Genomic DNA, 14,694 nt, shown 5'->3' on the forward strand with positions numbered 1-14,694 from the left:
CGCCACAAATGCGAGTGCCTGGCGGCTTGCACGCGCGCGACACGCCCGCTACCGCGCGGGGTGATGAGCGCACAACCCAAGATGCAAGCCCCCGCAGGGCACAACGACACCGGCGGAACGGCTCTGGCAGCTCCCGATACGACAGTGGATGTGCGGGCAACCTTTGGTGTCGACATCGACTGGCAGGTGCCCGCCTTCAGCCAGGCGGACGAACGGGTGCCTCTGGTCGACGACAGCTACGTGTTTGACCCGGACACGACGCTCGCAATTCTGGCCGGGTTTGCGCACGATAGACGGGTAATGGTGCAAGGCTATCACGGCACCGGAAAATCGACCCACATCGAACAGGTTGCCGCGCGCCTCAACTGGCCCACCATCCGCATCAACCTCGATGCCCACATCAGCCGGATCGACCTGGTCGGCCGCGATGCGATCGTTCTGCGTGAAGGTCTGCAGGTGACCGAGTTTCGGGAAGGACTTCTGCCCTGGGCGCTGCAGCATCCCGTCGCCCTGGTGTTCGACGAATACGATGCCGGACGCCCGGATGTCATGTTTGTCATTCAGCGGGTGCTGGAACAATCGGGCAAGCTGACCCTGCTGGACCAGAACCGGGTCATCAGCCCCAATCCCTGGTTCCGGCTGTTCGCGACCGCCAACACTGTGGGCCTCGGCGATACGAGCGGCCTGTACCACGGCACCAACGCCATCAACCAGGGGCAGATGGACCGGTGGAACATCGTTGTCGGCCTGAACTACCTGCCCCCCGCGACCGAGCAGCGGATCGTTCTGGCGAAGAACCCCGGCACAGATCCCAAGCTGGCCGCAGACATGATAAAGGTGGCGGAACTGACGCGGCAGGGTTTCATGAACGGCGATATCTCTACCGTGATGAGCCCGCGCACGGTGATCGCCTGGGCCGAAAACACGGCGATCTTCAAGGATGTCGGCTTTGCCTTCCGCCTCTCCTTCCTCAACAAATGTGACGAGGAAGAGCGTATGCTGGTCGCTGAATATTACCAGCGGGTGTTCGGCGTGGACCTGCCCGAAAGCGTGATCGGCAAGGGCTGAGTCCGCCTTCACGGTAGGCTCCCGTTCATGCGGCTGGGGCTATGCAATCCTGTGTTGTTTAGGTAATACAGCAAGCCAATGGACGCTTTCCGCTCTCGCCGGACCCCGCGCGGCCGCCGCGACGATTACCTCGACGACGAGGCAAACCGGTACTTCTCGCTGGAAGAGCCGCGCGGGAGTGCGTGGGAAGAGCCCATGTGGGAGGATGAGCCCACAGGCAGGCCCGGCGTTGCAGCGGCAAGCAAACGTCGCTGGGCGTCGCGCATAGTCGCGGGTGTGCTGCTCGTCTTCATCGTGCTGGTGGCGTACCTGTTCTTCACCGCACCCCTCAACAAGTCACTGCAACCGCTTGCCCCGCCGCAGATCACGCTGCTGGCGGCGGATGGAACGCCGATCGCTCGGAAAGGAGCGGTGATCGAAGCTCCGGTGGAGGTGGATCGCCTGCCTCCGCACGTAGTCGAAGCGTTCCTCGCCATCGAGGATCGCGGGTTCTATAATCACTGGGGGATCAGCCCGAGGGGGCTGGCACGTGCCGCCTGGACCGGGGTGGGCGGCGGATCCACCATCACGCAGCAGCTGGCCAAGTTCACCTTCCTGACCCCCGAACAAACGCTCACCCGCAAGATGCGCGAGATGCTGATCGCGTTCTGGCTGGAAGCATGGCTGACGAAGGACGAGATACTGGAGCGGTATCTGTCCAACGCCTATTTCGGCGACAATACCTACGGACTGCGGGCAGCATCGCTGCACTTCTTCTATCGCCAACCGGAAAACCTGACCCCCGCGCAGGCGGCCATGCTGGCGGGGCTGCTCCAGGCGCCATCCGCCTACAATCCGGCGCGGCATTACGAACGGGCGGAGCGGCGGATGCAGCTGGTCATCGGCGCAATGGTGGATGCAGGCTTCATCACCGCGGCCGAGGCGCAGCGGATGCGCGCCCCCGCACTTGATGTCCGGCGCAAGGACGATCTGCCCGGCGGAACCTATTTCGCTGACTGGGTAATGCCGCAGGCGCAGGAAAAGGTGGGGCAGAGCTATAGCGGGCAGACAGTCACCACCACGCTGGACAGCGGACTTCAGCGCGCGGCCGAGCGCGCGGTGCGCAGCGCGGGCACCGGCCGCGCACAGGTCGCATTGGTCGCCATGCGGACGAATGGCGAAGTCGTGGCCATGGTTGGCGGAAAGAACTACGCCGACTCTGCCTTCAATCGCGCCACGCAGGCCAGGCGGCAACCCGGCTCAACCTTTAAACTGTTCGTCTATCTCACCGCCCTGCGGGAGGGGTGGAGCCTGGACGATACCATCGCCAACACCCCGATCACCGAAGGCACCTACCGCCCGCGAAACGCGCGCGGGCAGTATTCCGACACCATCACGCTGGCCGACGCCTTCGCATCGTCCAGCAATGTGGCGGCCGTGCGCCTCATCGAGGAGGTGGGCACCAAGGACGTGATTGCGACGGCCCGCGCTCTGGGGGTGACGGCAGAACTGGATCCCGGCGATCCCACGATGGCGCTGGGCACCTCGGCGATGAGCCTGCTGGAACTCACCGCCGCCTATGCCGCGGTGGCCGGCAATGCCTACCCGGTGGAACCACACGGTCTGCCCCGCGGGGAGAGGGGCTGGTTCGACCGGCTGACCGGCGGGCCAAGTTCCTTCTCGCGCGGCACGCAGGAACAGATGGAGCAACTGCTGCGGCTCGCCGTGTCGGATGGGACTGGCCGGGCCGCGCGGCTTTCCGTACCCAGCTTCGGCAAAACCGGCACCTCGCAGGATTACCGGGATGCCCTGTTCGTCGGCTGGGCGGGCGATCTGGTAGTCGGAGTGTGGGTCGGGAATGACGACAACACCCCGCTTGGCGGGGTCACCGGCGGCGGCCTTCCGGCGCAGATCTGGCGCGACTTCATGACGCGCGCGCTTGGTGTCAGCGGCCCGCCCGCGCCGGTCGACATACCCGAAGAAGTGCCGCCGCCGGAAGAACCGCTGCTTGGCCCGGACGGCCTGCCGATCCTCGACGGGTTCGGGTTGGGCGAAGGAGCGATCCGGCTGGAGAACGGCGAGGCGGTGATCTCTACCGACGTGGGCGGCGCACCTGTCGATCTTGGCATCGGACGGGACGGAGTGCGGGTGGAAGGCGCCGCAGTGGACGAGGCGCGACGACGGGCGACGGAGGCGGCGGCCGAAGCGCAGCGCCGCATCCGCGAGGCGCAGCGTCGGTTGGAAGAAGACGCCAGGGCAACGGCAGAACGCGCCAGGAGCGGAGCAGAGTAGCCGCGGGCAGGAACGGTAATCCCGTTGGCCCTGGCGGTTGCAGACAAAGCGCATCCTCACTGCGGGGTGATGGCAGGACGAGCGGTTCCTCTATGATTTCAGGAAGCAATCTCAGCGTGCGGACAGCATGACGTTCATCACGGCGGTCGCGATCGGGCGCTCCCTGTCGTCCTGCCACGCCTCCACGGCAACGTTGGCCACCCGCCGGCCCAGACGCACGATCCGGCCGGTGGCGTATGTCACCTTGGGCTTGCCCGAACTGAGGAATTGCACCGTCACGTTGATCGGCTTCAGCCGCCGCTCTTCTGCGCCGTTCCCCAGTGCGTGGACAACAGCTGCGTAGCCCGCTGTTTCCAGCAGTCCGCCAATGGCTCCGCCATGCAGAACGCCGGGCCTCCCTTCGATCTGCGAACCGAAGGCAATGGCAAGGACCGGAGCGCCGCTTTCTCCAGCTTCTTCTGCCACGGTGATGCCAAGCGCCGCGGCGTATGGGGTCAGGGTTCCGGCAACTGCGTTCATCCCTGCGTCCTCCCGATTTTCATGAAGCAGCCGGTGAAATGGGCGACCGGATCGTCGGCTTCCCCGTCATGAGCAACGCCAGAGACAAAGGCCGCCGAGCGCGTGACCTTGTAGCAATGGGCACGGGCCGTCACCGCGTGCTGCGGCTTGGCCGGACGCTGATAATCCAGTCGCAGGTCGAGCGTGGCGACCGGTATGTAGATGCCCAGCCTGGTCCAGATGCTGAGGCCGCCTGCCATGTCGCACAGGCTGACGATGGGGCCAGAGGCGAGCACCTGATGCTCTTGCTCGCCGATGAGGTCGGCGCGCCAGGGAAGCGACAGCTGCGCCCAATCCTCGCCATGCGCCTGGTACTGGACGCCAAGCCAGCCGACATGGCCCATCGCGAGCAGCGCAGGCGCGATCCGGGCTGGGTCGAAATGGGATTGGGGTTTGGGACGATTCATGCCGGCGACGCTTGGCGCGACGCGCGGGCGAGGGCAAGGGGTTCTATACCCGCGCCAGCCGGTCGATCGCGGCCTGCAAGATGATCGCCGCGGCATGGGCGTCGATCCTCTCCGCCCGCTTGGCGCGGCTCCAGTCCTGGCTGATCAGAGCGCGTTCGGCGCTGACGGTGGACCAGCGCTCGTCCCACAACAGAACCGGCAGTGCGAGCGTGGCCGCAAGGTTGCGGGCAAAGGCGCGGACACTCTGCGCACGCGGCCCTTCGGTTCCGTCCATATTGCGGGGCAGGCCGCAGACGACACCGACGACGCCGCGCTCGGCCGCCAGTCTCGCCAGGGCCGCCGCATCTGCCGAAAACTTGCTTCGCCGCAGTGTCGCACCGGCCGACGCAAACCGCCAGCCGCCGTCGCAGAAGGCGACACCGATTGTGCGGGTCCCCGGATCGAGGCCCAGCAGCACCCCGCCATCCGGCACCGCTGCCGTGAACGCGTCCGGGTCTTCTGTGACGAAGCTCACCTGCCAAAGGCGGCAACGCGGCGGGACACGTCGGCGCGCAGATTGGCCCAGAACAGCGGGATATCGTAAACATGGTAGTTGTTGCCGGGCAGTACCGCCGCGCCCATGGCCGGCGGGTCACCGATCAGCAGCAGGCCGCGCGCGTCGCATCGCGCCGGAACCGCACCTGGAACGAGAGTGCCGTCGCCGTTGTCCTCGCTCGGCCTCAGCGTACCGAGATTGGCGGAGGCCTGGGCCGCGCCGCCACTTTGTCCGGTCAGAGGGTTGGTGCAGGCGATCCGGGTGTTTCCGCGCGCCATCCCGTCGAACCCGATCGAGGTGCTGTAGGTTTCGAGCAGGCTTTCCGGATCAGCCGGTTCAGCAAAACTCGACCAGGTGACGATGCATCCTGATTCTCCCGGCAAGCCGCAGAGGGGGAGGCGGAGCGCCGGCAGGTCGCGTTCGATCGATACGGGCCAGCCGATCACATAGGCAGCGGCGATCCGCGTCCGCAGCGTATCGGACACATCCTGGCGCAACAGGGTCAGGAGATGGAGCGAACCTTGGCTGTGTCCGGCCAGCACGATCGGCATATCCTGCGGCACGCCCGCCACAAAGGCGCGAAACGCGGCCGCAACATCGGCGTAGGCCAGCGCCAGCGCAGCCTCGGCATCGGGCTCGTCTGTCAGGAAGGCGCCGACCGTCGCCTGGCGATAACGCGGTGCCCAGATCTGCGCGGCGTTGGCGAACGGACTGGCCATGCCGCGCAGGTATGTCCTGGCGACCTCCTGCGACTGCGCGTCGTTGAGCGGCGCGTTCCACCGGCTGCGCTCGATGTAGCTCGTCGGGTGGAGGAAGAATACCGCGTAGTCCTGAACGGGTGGTGGAGGGAGGCGCTGCGGCGAAGCATCCTCGTCTCCCTCCACAAGAGGACGAAACCGGGTCGGGTCCGGTCCTGCCAGCCCCGGACGTGCAAACCACATCGCCGGATCGGCATAGGCATTGGTCGGGAGGGATGGCTGGCTTTCGAACGGAACGGTTGGCACCAGGGCGAGGCGCGTCAACTGGTCGGAGAATACGCGCAGCACGAGCAGCCCGGCGATGACGAGAACGATAATCCCGGCGACGATGTACAGGAAGGTGCGAGCCACGCTTTGCCGTTAGACCGGTGCGCGGGGCGGCGCAACGCTGCTGCGCTCCTGCCCTCGGAACACTCGTGCCTTGACCTTACTCGGCTGGGCGGGTGGTGGCTGACGCCGGCGGCGCGGCCACAGCCGGGCGGAGCGAGGTCCAGGCACGGTTGGGCCGCAGCGACGTGAACCAGCTTATCGGGTTGAGGTTGGTAGTTCCGTCCAGTGAGAAAGTGATGAACTCGGCCCGGCCGCTGATGTTCGACAGCTTCACCGGTCCACCCAGGCCACCGCCCAGCGGGCTGAGCGGGGCGCGGCTGTCGGCCGAATGGTCGCGGTTGTCGCCCATCACGAACACGCTGTTCTGCGGCACGGTGATTTCGGGCACATCGTCAAGCACCTGTGACAGGTGGTCGATGATCAGGTAATTCGCGCCGTTGGGCAAGGTCTCGCGATAGACCGGCATTTCGCACACGACCCGACCATCAGGAAGGCGGGTGCGCATTTCGGGATAGGAGTAGCTGTCGCAGCGGCTGTTCATGTCCACCGGCAGGCGAATGGCGGGCTCGACCGCCTGCGGAACCGGTTGGCCGTTCAGGATGATCTGCCCGTTGCGAATGGCGATCCGGTCGCCCGGCAAAGCCACCACGCGCTTGATGTAATCCTCTCCCCTGACCGGGTGCACCGGAACCACGATGTCGCCGTATTCCGGGGTGGAGCCGAACAACCGCCAGTCGCTGCGCGGCAGCAGGTGGAATGACACGGATGACCAGTTGTATCCGTATGGATATTTGCTGACGATCAGGCGATCTCCCACCATCAGGTTGGGCAGCATGGATTCGCTCGGAATGTAGAACGGCTTGGCGACAAAGCTGTGAAACGCAAGCACCGCGAGCAGCATCAGGCCCAGACCGCGCAGCTCGGACCACCAATTGATCGGCTCGTTGGTTCCGGCGTCCTTGTCGCGCATGGGTTCGGAATATCCGCTTATGCCAGATGCAGGAGCGGCGGCTGACTGGCTCTCGGCTGCCGCCGTGTCTGACTGGGTGGGGGGAGAAGTCATTGTGGAACAGCCTCGATGATGACGAATGCCTGAGCCCAAGGATGATCATCGGTCATCGTCAGATGTATGAACGCCTTGTGACCGGGCGGCGTAATTTCCGCAAGCCGTTTCGCCGCGCCTCCGCTGAGCGCCAGGGTCGGTGCGCCGGAGGCGGCGTTGACCACGCCGATGTCCCGCATGAACACGCCGCGTCGGAAGCCCGTGCCCACGGCCTTGGAGAATGCTTCCTTCGCGGCGAAACGCTTGGCATAGGTTCCGGCCCGGGTCTGCGGCCGGCCCGCCGCCTTCGCTCTTTCGGTGCTGGTGAACGCCCGCTTCTCGAACCGCTCGCCGAAGCGGTCGAGGGATGCAGCGATGCGTTCGATGCTGCACAGGTCAGAGCCGATGCCGATAATCATGTAAAGCGCACAAACAACCCGACCAGCAGGGCCAGCATGATCCAGTGCAGGGCGACCTGCAAGGTGAACAGCGGGCTCATCAGATCGCCTTTCGCGAGGCGGTAGGTCGCCACATAACCGAAGATCAGGAACAGCGGCCAGCCGATGGCGAACTCCCGCATGATCCCGTAATTGAGGCCGAAGCCGAGGAAAAAGATGCTCGCGAGAAACGGGATCACGGCGAGCGCCGCAACCAAACGCAACCTGGTGTCATCCGGGCTGCCCTGCCTCGTCATCGGACCTCGTCCATCAGTTCGCGCATCTGGCGCACGGCGCTGTCCAGTCCGACAAACACCGCCTCACCGACCAGGTAATGCCCGATGTTCAGTTCGGCGAGGTGCGGGATGGCGGCAACGGGCTGGACATTGGTGTAGGTAAGGCCGTGCCCCGCGTGCGGTTCGATCCCGTTCTTGGTGGCCAGCGCGGCCATGTCCGCTAGGCGCCGCAGTTCCGCCGGCCGGGCGCCGGCGTCGGCGTGGGCGTATTCACCCGTGTGAAACTCGACCACCGGCGCCTTCAGGCGCAGTGCCGCTTCCAGTTGCCGCTCCACCGGCGCGATGAACAGCGAGACGCGAATGCCCGCATCGCTCAGCCGGGCGACGAAAGGCGCCAGATGATTATGCTGCCCCGCCGCGTCCAGACCGCCTTCGGTTGTTCGCTCCTCCCGCCGCTCCGGCACGATGCAGACGGCATGCGGCTGGTGCCTGAGCGCTATCTCCAGCATTTCGGGCGTTGCGGCCATCTCCAGGTTAAGGGGCAGGTCCGTCGCTTCCTGAATGCGCTTCAGGTCGTCATCACGAATATGCCGCCGGTCTTCGCGCAGGTGTGCAGTGATGCCGTCGCCACCTACCCGGGCGACGATTTGGGCGGCGCGGACCGGATCGGGATGGTCTCCGCCCCGCGCGTTGCGAATAGTGGCCACGTGATCGATGTTGACGCCCAGCCGCAGGCGCGCAGGCACGGTCATGCCGCGCCCGCCCGGCTGCCCGGCTTGGTCAGCGGCATGGCCGCCAAAGCATCTGGTACCTCACCCTCGGCATAGGTCGGAAAATGGATCGCAACGAGCGGGTGGAAAGGCACGCCCAGATCGACCGAACCGCCGGTCCGATCGACCAGCGCCGCCTCGGCCACGACCTCGCCCCCGGCCTCGCGGACTGCCGCGATGGCCTCCCGGCTGGACAGGCCCGTGGTGACGACATCCTCCACCATCAGGATGCGTTCGCCCGGTTCGATGGTAAAGCCGCGGCGCAGTTCGAACCGTCCCGTCGGTCGTTCGAGAAAGACTGCTTCCTTTCCCAAGGCGCGACCCATTTCGTGTCCGATGATGACCCCGCCCATGGCTGGCGAGACGACCTTGTCGATCGTCTGGCGGACAGGTTCCGGCAGGCTGCCGGCCAGCGCCTCGGCCAGCATGGCCGCGCGGCGCGGATCCATCAGGACGCGGGCGCACTGCAGATACTGCCCGCTGTGCCGCCCCGAGGACAGCAGGAAATGTCCTTCCAGCAGAGCGCCGCTTTCACGAAAGACTTGCAGCACCTCGTCACTCGTCATTGGCCTGTATGTTCCTGTGCAAAGCTATGGTCATGAGCGTCCGGCACTTGACCTGCGGGCAAAACTCCTAGAAGCGCTTGAGACATGGCACAAGCAGGCCTATTTACCAGCCTGTGACCACGAGTCCGCCGGCATTCGGGCACCGCGCCCCCGGTAGAGGCTCACGATGACAATTCGGCAACGGAAGATACGGGCGTGACGCTGAACAATTGGGGCAAGCTGGCAGGCAGATGGCTTGGGGCGATCTGGCTGGGGTGTGTTGCGCTGCTGCTGACGTTTGCGGCCGCAGGGCAAGCTGTGGCGCAGGCGCCTGCTGCCGCGCCGACCGTGGCGGCACCGCTGGCGCCGCCGGCCGATCCCGCCAATGTGGAACCGTTGGCGCCGGAGGCGAGGACGCCGGCCAACAACGAAGCTCCGCAGGAGATCGTCGGCGGCGATGGTCCGCTTGTAGCCGACACCGCGCATCAGCGTCTTGGCCCTGAATGGATCAAGGGTGCGCCGACGGCCGCGACGGACAACATGGGCAAGTCGCTCACTTTCCAGGATCAGTATTCGAACACCGGCAATTACGCGCTTTGGATGCACAACTGGGTGCTGCTGCCGATCATTGTCGCGATCTCCCTCTTTGTGCTCGCGCTGCTGCTGGTGGTCATCGTCAGGTTCAACCGCCGCCGCAACACGGTGCCGTCAAAGACGACGCACAACACCATGATCGAAGTGGTGTGGACAGTGGTGCCGGCGCTGATCCTGCTGCTGATCGCTATTCCATCGATCCGGCTGCTGGCGAAGCAGTATGAGGCTCCGCCGGAGGATGCGGTCACAATCAAGGCGACGGGTTATCAGTGGTACTGGACCTACTCCTACATGGACAATGGCGAGTTCGAGGTCATCTCCAACATGATGCCCGAAGCCGAAGCGGTAGCGGCAGGTTTCCCGGCCCAGCTTGAGGTGGACAATCGCATGGTGGTGCCGGTGAACACGCCGATCCGCCTGCAAACCACGGCGGCTGACGTCATCCACTCCTTCGCCGTGCCTTCGCTGTGGTTCAAGCTGGACGCCATTCCCGGCCGCCTGAACGAGAAGCTGCTGACGATCCGCGAACCGGGCATCTATTATGGCCAGTGCTCTGAACTGTGCGGCTCGCGCCACGCATACATGCCGATCGCCATCGAAGCGCTGCCGCGCGACCAGTGGGAACGCTGGGTGCTGGCGCAAGGCGGCACGGTAGGCGAGGTTGAAGCGGCGGCACCTGCGGCAGCGACCGTTCCCGCTGCGACTGCCAACGCGGCATCGTCGCCTGAGGCGGCAGCTGCTGCCGCTGCTCCTGCCGCTGCCGGGACAGCTACGGCTCAGTAAGTTTTGACGAACCATCGTTGCGTGAAAGATTGACGATAATGGCTACTACCGCTGACGCATTTCAGGCCCATCACGAGGATCATGGCCACAGCCATGCCGACGAACGGCCCAGCTTCTTTGCGCGCTGGTTCATGTCCACCAACCACAAGGACATCGGCACCCTTTATCTGATCTTCGCGGTGTTCGCGGGCCTGATCGGCGGGGCGATCTCTGGCATCATGCGGGCGGAACTGGCCGCGCCGGGGATCCAGTACCTTGGCTGGTGGGTCAACTTCATGGGCGGCGAAGCGTCGATCAACGCCAACCTCCACATGTGGAACGTGCTGATCACCGCGCACGGCCTGATCATGGTGTTCTTCATGGTCATGCCCGCGATGATCGGCGGCTTCGGCAACTGGTTCGTGCCGCTGATGATCGGCGCGCCGGATATGGCGTTCCCGCGCATGAACAACGTCAGCTTCTGGCTGACCTTTGTCGGCTTCCTCAGCCTGCTGATGTCGCTGTTCATGCCAGGCGACCCAAGCGGCGCTCTAGGCGCCGGCACCGGCTGGACGGTTTACGCGCCGCTGTCCACTGACATTGGCTCACCCGGACCGGCAGTCGACTTCGCGATCTTCTCGCTGCACCTCGCCGGCGCAGGGTCCATCCTTGGCGCGACCAACTTCATCACCACCATCTTCAACATGCGCGCGCCGGGCATGACGCTGCACAAGATGCCGCTGTTCGTTTGGTCGGTGCTGGTCACGGCCTTCCTGCTGCTGCTTGCCCTGCCGGTTCTGGCCGCGGCGATCACCATGCTGCTGACCGACCGCAATTTCGGCACCAGCTTCTTCGAGCCAGCCGGCGGCGGCGATCCGGTGCTGTATCAGCACCTGTTCTGGTTCTTCGGTCACCCGGAAGTGTACATCATGATCCTGCCTGGCTTCGGCATGGTCAGTCAGATCGTCGCCACTTTCAGCCGCAAGCCCGTATTCGGCTATCTCGGCATGGCTTACGCCATGGTTGCGATTGGCGTCGTCGGCTTCGTCGTGTGGGCGCACCACATGTACACTGTCGGTCTCGACGTGAACACGAAGATGTATTTCACCGCCGCGACCATGATCATTGCGGTACCGACCGGGGTCAAGATCTTCAGCTGGATTGCCACCATGTGGGGCGGCAGCCTGGAATTCAAATCGCCGATGGTGTGGGCATTGGGCTTCATCTTCCTGTTCACCGTGGGCGGCGTGACCGGCGTCGTGCTGGCCAATGGCGGGATCGACGACGCATTGCACGACACGTATTATGTTGTCGCCCACTTCCACTATGTGCTTTCGATGGGTGCGGTGTTCGCGATCTTTGCCGGCTGGTATTACTGGTACGGCAAGATGTTCGGCCGCCTCCATTCGGAATTCCTGGCGCATCTGCACTTCTGGATCTTCTTCATCGGTGTGAATATCACGTTCTTCCCCATGCACTTCCTGGGCATGAACGGTATGCCGCGGCGTATCCCGGATTATCCGGCGGCATTCGCGTTCTGGAACAACTGGGCATCGGTGGGCTACATGCTGATCGCTGCATCGTTGATCCCGTTTGTCGCAAACATCATCTACGCGCACACCGTGGGCCGCCGGGCGCCGGCGAACTACTGGGGCGAAGGGGCAACTACGCTGGAGTGGACGCTGTCCAGCCCACCGCCTTACCACCAGTTCGAAACGCTTCCGGTGATCGAGGATCATCACGATTATCATAACCACCTGCCCACGGCGCCCGGGTCGGGAGAGCCCGCGCGCGCCTGATGATGATCAAATGCCGGGCAGAACGAAGCGGTAGCGCGTGATGCCCGGCATCGTCCCCGACCGGGCTCAACCCGGCGAGAAAATGTCAGCGACCAACGCCACCGCCGCTTCGATGCCAGGTGACTGGCACGATTTCTTCGCGCTGACCAAGCCGCGAGTAATGAGCCTGGTGATATTCACCGGCCTATGCGGGTTGCTGGCGGCGCCGGGCAACATCAACCCGGTCCTGGGCTTCACCGCAATTTTGTGCATTGCCCTCGCGGCAGGCGGCGCCGCGGCGCTGAACATGTGGTGGGAAGCCGATCTCGACCGCGTGATGAAGCGCACCGCAGGCCGGCCAATTCCCACCGGGCGCCTCCAACGCCGCGATGCGCGCGACTTCGGGCTGCTGCTGGCGGGTGCGTCAGTGATCACCATGGGACTGGCAATCGGCTGGCTAGCGGCGGCGATCCTCGCGTTGTCGGTGTTCTATTACGCGGTAATCTACACCATGTGGCTGAAGCCACGCACACCGCAGAACATCGTGATCGGCGGGGGTGCCGGCGCGTTCCCCCCGCTGATCGGCTGGGTTGCCGTGACAGGCGACGTGACGGCCATGCCCATCCTGCTGTTCGCCATCATCTTTTTCTGGACGCCGCCGCATTTCTGGGCGCTGGCCCTATTTGTGCAGACTGATTATGCCAAGGCAGGCATTCCGATGATGCCCGTTGTGCGGGGCGAGCGATCGACCCGGCGGCAAATTCTGGGTTATGCCGTCCTTCTCGCACCGATCGCACTTGCTCCATTCCTGATTGGCGCAGCGGGCCCGCTCTATGGAGTGGTTGCGGCGGTTCTGTCGCTGGGCTTTGTTGCTCTGGCATGGCCGGTCGCGACCCGCAGTGCGGCCAGTGGCGACGCGATGCGTCCTGAAAAGCGCCTGTTCGGGTTCAGCATCGTTTATCTGTTTGTCCTGTTTGCAGCCCTGGTGGCCGATGCCTATATCTCGCGCGGAGGCTTTCTGGCATGACACCCGAAGACGAACAGGAAATACGCCGCCGCCAGAAGAGCCGCAATCTCGCGCTCGGAGCGGTGCTGCTGTTCTTCGTGGTCCTGTTCTACTCCATCACCATCGTGCGCATGGGAGACTGACGTGGAAATGACCGCCAACACGCGCACCGCCGCGAAGGCAGGTCTGCTGGCTGTTGCCATGCTGGCCCTGGGGTTCGCATCGGTCCCGCTTTACCGCATCTTCTGCCAAGTCACCGGCTTCGGCGGAACGACGCAGGTGGCAACGGAAAGCGATGCCTATCTCGCCGCGCAGTTCGCGCGCAGCTCGGGCACGCGCCCGATCTCCATCCGCTTCGACGCCAGCACCGCGCGTGACCTGCCTTGGGGCTTTCAGCCGGTGAAGGTTACCGAGACTGTCCAGATCGGAGAACGGGATCTGGCGTTTTACACCGCGCGCAACGACGGAGACCGGCCGATTACCGGGGTGGCGTCGTTCAACGTGTCGCCCGCGCAGGCGGGGCAGTATTTCCACAAGGTGCAATGTTTCTGCTTTACCGAGCAGACGCTGCAGCCCGGCGAGGAAGTGCGCATGCCTGTGCTGTTCTTCGTCGACCCGGCGATCCTCAAGGACAAGAACATCGCCGATATCGAGCAGATCACGCTCAGCTACACCTTTCACGAGGCGCTGGAACAGCCTGAAAGCGGGGCTGGACCTGCGCAGGCGGCCGCTGTAAGCGCTACGCAGACCAGCTGAGAAAGACTGAATCCATGGCCGGCACAGCCCAGCACGACTACCATATTCTTCCACCAGACATCTGGCCGATCGTTGGGTCGCTATCGGCATTCACCTTTACCACTGGTCTCGTGCTGTTCATGCACGACATGCCGAACCACTGGCTGGTGTTGGGCCTGGGCATCGCGGGCCTGATCGCGACGTTCTTCGGCTGGTTTTCCAAGATCGTCAACGAATCGCAGGCGGGCTACCATACCCCTGTCGTTCAGTTGCACATGCGTTACGGCATGATCCTGTTCATCGCTTCCGAGGTGATGTTCTTTGTTGGCTGGTTCTGGGCGTGGTTCAGTTTTGCGCTGTTCCCCAGCGAGATCAACGAGGTCATCGGCGGCCAGTTTCCCCCCGTGGCAATCGAAGCGGTGCTTAATCCATTTTCCTTGCCGTTGCTCAACACGCTGATCCTGCTGTGCTCCGGCACAACGGTGACGTGGGCACATCACTCGCTGATTCATGGTGACAGGGACGGGCTGAAGAAGGGGCTGTGGGCCACCATAATCCTTGGCGTGGTCTTCTCGCTGATCCAGGCTTACGAGTATTCCATCGCGCCGTTTCCTTTCGGAGAGAACACCTACGGCTCGGCGTTCTACATGGCGACGGGTTTCCACGGCTTTCACGTGATCGTCGGCACCATTTTCCTCGCGGTGTGCCTGCGTCGGGCCTATCTGGGCCACTTCACCCCGCGGCAACACTTCGGCTTCGAAGCGGCAGCGTGGTACTGGCACTTCGTCGATGTCGTCTGGCTGTTCCTGTTCATCTCCGTGTACATCTGGGGCAGCGCGGGTGTGCCCTACCATTGACCGAC

General features: G+C 64.2%; 17 protein-coding genes. 8 read left to right on the forward strand and 9 right to left on the reverse strand.

Translation table 11 applies throughout. The features are described from left to right. The first annotated feature begins 63 nt into the window (after positions 1 to 63). Together LHJ54_RS06935 and LHJ54_RS06940 are read left to right on the forward strand one after the other, a co-directional pair. Positions 64 to 1,068 carry an AAA family ATPase gene (locus LHJ54_RS06935; protein ID WP_228243173.1) on the forward strand — a complete coding sequence of 335 codons (1,005 nt, stop codon included), beginning with the start codon at positions 64 to 66 and terminating at the stop codon, positions 1,066 to 1,068. A gap of 78 nt (positions 1,069 to 1,146) precedes the next feature. Next, on the forward strand, positions 1,147 to 3,339 hold the full coding sequence (locus LHJ54_RS06940) for a transglycosylase domain-containing protein (protein WP_228243174.1): 2,193 nt from the start codon (positions 1,147 to 1,149) through the stop codon (positions 3,337 to 3,339). Between the two features lie 111 nt (positions 3,340 to 3,450). Here LHJ54_RS06940 and LHJ54_RS06945 read toward each other — a convergent pair whose 3' ends face one another. From LHJ54_RS06945 to pyrE, 9 genes are all read right to left on the reverse strand, one after another. Next, positions 3,451 to 3,858: a PaaI family thioesterase gene (locus tag LHJ54_RS06945; protein WP_228243175.1), complete on the reverse strand. Its 408-nt coding sequence runs from the start codon at positions 3,856 to 3,858 to the stop codon at positions 3,451 to 3,453. After that, positions 3,855 to 4,304, reverse strand: a complete 450-nt coding sequence (locus LHJ54_RS06950; RefSeq protein WP_228243176.1) for a PaaI family thioesterase — start codon at positions 4,302 to 4,304, stop codon at positions 3,855 to 3,857. The genes LHJ54_RS06945 and LHJ54_RS06950 overlap by 4 nt, the downstream gene beginning before the upstream one ends. 43 nt (positions 4,305 to 4,347) lie before the next feature. After that, the gene (gene ruvX / locus LHJ54_RS06955) at positions 4,348 to 4,818 is read right to left on the reverse strand and encodes a Holliday junction resolvase RuvX (RefSeq protein ID WP_228243177.1); all 471 of its coding nucleotides are present in this window, start codon (positions 4,816 to 4,818) and stop codon (positions 4,348 to 4,350) included. After that, positions 4,815 to 5,948, reverse strand: coding sequence for a DUF3089 domain-containing protein (locus tag LHJ54_RS06960; RefSeq protein ID WP_228243178.1), 1,134 nt, complete (start codon positions 5,946 to 5,948; stop codon positions 4,815 to 4,817). Before LHJ54_RS06960 ends, ruvX begins: the two co-directional genes overlap by 4 nt. Before the next feature lie 76 nt (positions 5,949 to 6,024). Continuing rightward, positions 6,025 to 6,897, reverse strand: coding sequence for a signal peptidase I (gene lepB, locus LHJ54_RS06965; protein WP_228243179.1), 873 nt, complete (start codon positions 6,895 to 6,897; stop codon positions 6,025 to 6,027). 89 nt (positions 6,898 to 6,986) lie between these two features. Next, positions 6,987 to 7,388, reverse strand: coding sequence for a holo-ACP synthase (gene acpS, locus LHJ54_RS06970; protein WP_228243180.1), 402 nt, complete (start codon positions 7,386 to 7,388; stop codon positions 6,987 to 6,989). Further along, positions 7,385 to 7,663, reverse strand: coding sequence for a pyridoxal phosphate biosynthetic protein (locus LHJ54_RS06975; RefSeq protein WP_228243181.1), 279 nt, complete (start codon positions 7,661 to 7,663; stop codon positions 7,385 to 7,387). Before LHJ54_RS06975 ends, acpS begins: the two co-directional genes overlap by 4 nt. Continuing rightward, positions 7,660 to 8,394, reverse strand: coding sequence for a pyridoxine 5'-phosphate synthase (locus LHJ54_RS06980; RefSeq protein ID WP_228243182.1), 735 nt, complete (start codon positions 8,392 to 8,394; stop codon positions 7,660 to 7,662). Before LHJ54_RS06980 ends, LHJ54_RS06975 begins: the two co-directional genes overlap by 4 nt. Further along, positions 8,391 to 8,978 (reverse strand): orotate phosphoribosyltransferase, encoded by a 588-nt coding sequence (pyrE, locus tag LHJ54_RS06985; RefSeq protein ID WP_228243183.1) that lies wholly within the window; start codon positions 8,976 to 8,978, stop codon positions 8,391 to 8,393. The genes LHJ54_RS06980 and pyrE overlap by 4 nt, the downstream gene beginning before the upstream one ends. A gap of 201 nt (positions 8,979 to 9,179) precedes the next feature. On the opposite strand from pyrE, the gene coxB reads away from it, so the two are divergent. The 6 genes from coxB to LHJ54_RS07015 all read left to right on the forward strand — a co-directional run bounded on the left by coxB (position 9,180) and on the right by LHJ54_RS07015 (position 14,689). Continuing rightward, positions 9,180 to 10,334, forward strand: a complete 1,155-nt coding sequence (gene coxB, locus LHJ54_RS06990) for a cytochrome c oxidase subunit II (RefSeq protein WP_277754145.1) — start codon at positions 9,180 to 9,182, stop codon at positions 10,332 to 10,334. 38 nt (positions 10,335 to 10,372) lie between these two features. Next, on the forward strand, positions 10,373 to 12,112 hold the full coding sequence (gene ctaD, locus LHJ54_RS06995) for a cytochrome c oxidase subunit I (protein WP_228243185.1): 1,740 nt from the start codon (positions 10,373 to 10,375) through the stop codon (positions 12,110 to 12,112). Between the two features lie 82 nt (positions 12,113 to 12,194). Then, a complete protein-coding gene (locus LHJ54_RS07000; protein WP_228244324.1) occupies positions 12,195 to 13,118 on the forward strand; it encodes a heme o synthase in 924 nt (307 codons plus the stop codon). Next, entirely contained in the window at positions 13,115 to 13,240 is a 126-nt protein-coding gene (locus LHJ54_RS07005; protein WP_277754031.1) for a hypothetical protein, read from the forward strand. The genes LHJ54_RS07000 and LHJ54_RS07005 overlap by 4 nt, the downstream gene beginning before the upstream one ends. A 7-nt stretch (positions 13,241 to 13,247) precedes the next feature. Further along, positions 13,248 to 13,853 (forward strand): cytochrome c oxidase assembly protein, encoded by a 606-nt coding sequence (locus tag LHJ54_RS07010; protein ID WP_228243186.1) that lies wholly within the window; start codon positions 13,248 to 13,250, stop codon positions 13,851 to 13,853. Between the two features lie 14 nt (positions 13,854 to 13,867). Beyond that, positions 13,868 to 14,689, forward strand: coding sequence for a cytochrome c oxidase subunit 3 (locus LHJ54_RS07015; RefSeq protein ID WP_228243187.1), 822 nt, complete (start codon positions 13,868 to 13,870; stop codon positions 14,687 to 14,689). Positions 14,690 to 14,694: the final 5 nt, after the last annotated feature.

Source organism: Porphyrobacter sp. GA68 (genome assembly GCF_022605525.1).
Lineage (GTDB): Bacteria > Pseudomonadota > Alphaproteobacteria > Sphingomonadales > Sphingomonadaceae > Qipengyuania_B.

What these genes read in the sequence shown, in the direction of transcription:
- LHJ54_RS06935 (WP_228243173.1), top strand. Translation starts at nt 64, where the DNA reads ATGAGCGCACAACCCAAGATGCAAGCCCCCGCAGGGCACAACGACACC.
- LHJ54_RS07000 (WP_228244324.1), top strand. Translation starts at nt 12,195, where the DNA reads ATGTCAGCGACCAACGCCACCGCCGCTTCGATGCCAGGTGACTGGCAC.
- ctaD (WP_228243185.1), top strand. Translation starts at nt 10,373, where the DNA reads ATGGCTACTACCGCTGACGCATTTCAGGCCCATCACGAGGATCATGGC.
- lepB (WP_228243179.1), bottom strand. Translation starts at nt 6,897, where the DNA reads ATGCGCGACAAGGACGCCGGAACCAACGAGCCGATCAATTGGTGGTCC.
- pyrE (WP_228243183.1), bottom strand. Translation starts at nt 8,978, where the DNA reads ATGACGAGTGACGAGGTGCTGCAAGTCTTTCGTGAAAGCGGCGCTCTG.
- acpS (WP_228243180.1), bottom strand. Translation starts at nt 7,388, where the DNA reads ATGATTATCGGCATCGGCTCTGACCTGTGCAGCATCGAACGCATCGCT.
- LHJ54_RS06940 (WP_228243174.1), top strand. Translation starts at nt 1,147, where the DNA reads ATGGACGCTTTCCGCTCTCGCCGGACCCCGCGCGGCCGCCGCGACGAT.
- LHJ54_RS06980 (WP_228243182.1), bottom strand. Translation starts at nt 8,394, where the DNA reads ATGACCGTGCCTGCGCGCCTGCGGCTGGGCGTCAACATCGATCACGTG.
- LHJ54_RS07015 (WP_228243187.1), top strand. Translation starts at nt 13,868, where the DNA reads ATGGCCGGCACAGCCCAGCACGACTACCATATTCTTCCACCAGACATC.
- LHJ54_RS06975 (WP_228243181.1), bottom strand. Translation starts at nt 7,663, where the DNA reads ATGACGAGGCAGGGCAGCCCGGATGACACCAGGTTGCGTTTGGTTGCG.
- LHJ54_RS06945 (WP_228243175.1), bottom strand. Translation starts at nt 3,858, where the DNA reads ATGAACGCAGTTGCCGGAACCCTGACCCCATACGCCGCGGCGCTTGGC.
- LHJ54_RS07010 (WP_228243186.1), top strand. Translation starts at nt 13,248, where the DNA reads ATGACCGCCAACACGCGCACCGCCGCGAAGGCAGGTCTGCTGGCTGTT.
- LHJ54_RS06950 (WP_228243176.1), bottom strand. Translation starts at nt 4,304, where the DNA reads ATGAATCGTCCCAAACCCCAATCCCATTTCGACCCAGCCCGGATCGCG.
- LHJ54_RS07005 (WP_277754031.1), top strand. Translation starts at nt 13,115, where the DNA reads ATGACACCCGAAGACGAACAGGAAATACGCCGCCGCCAGAAGAGCCGC.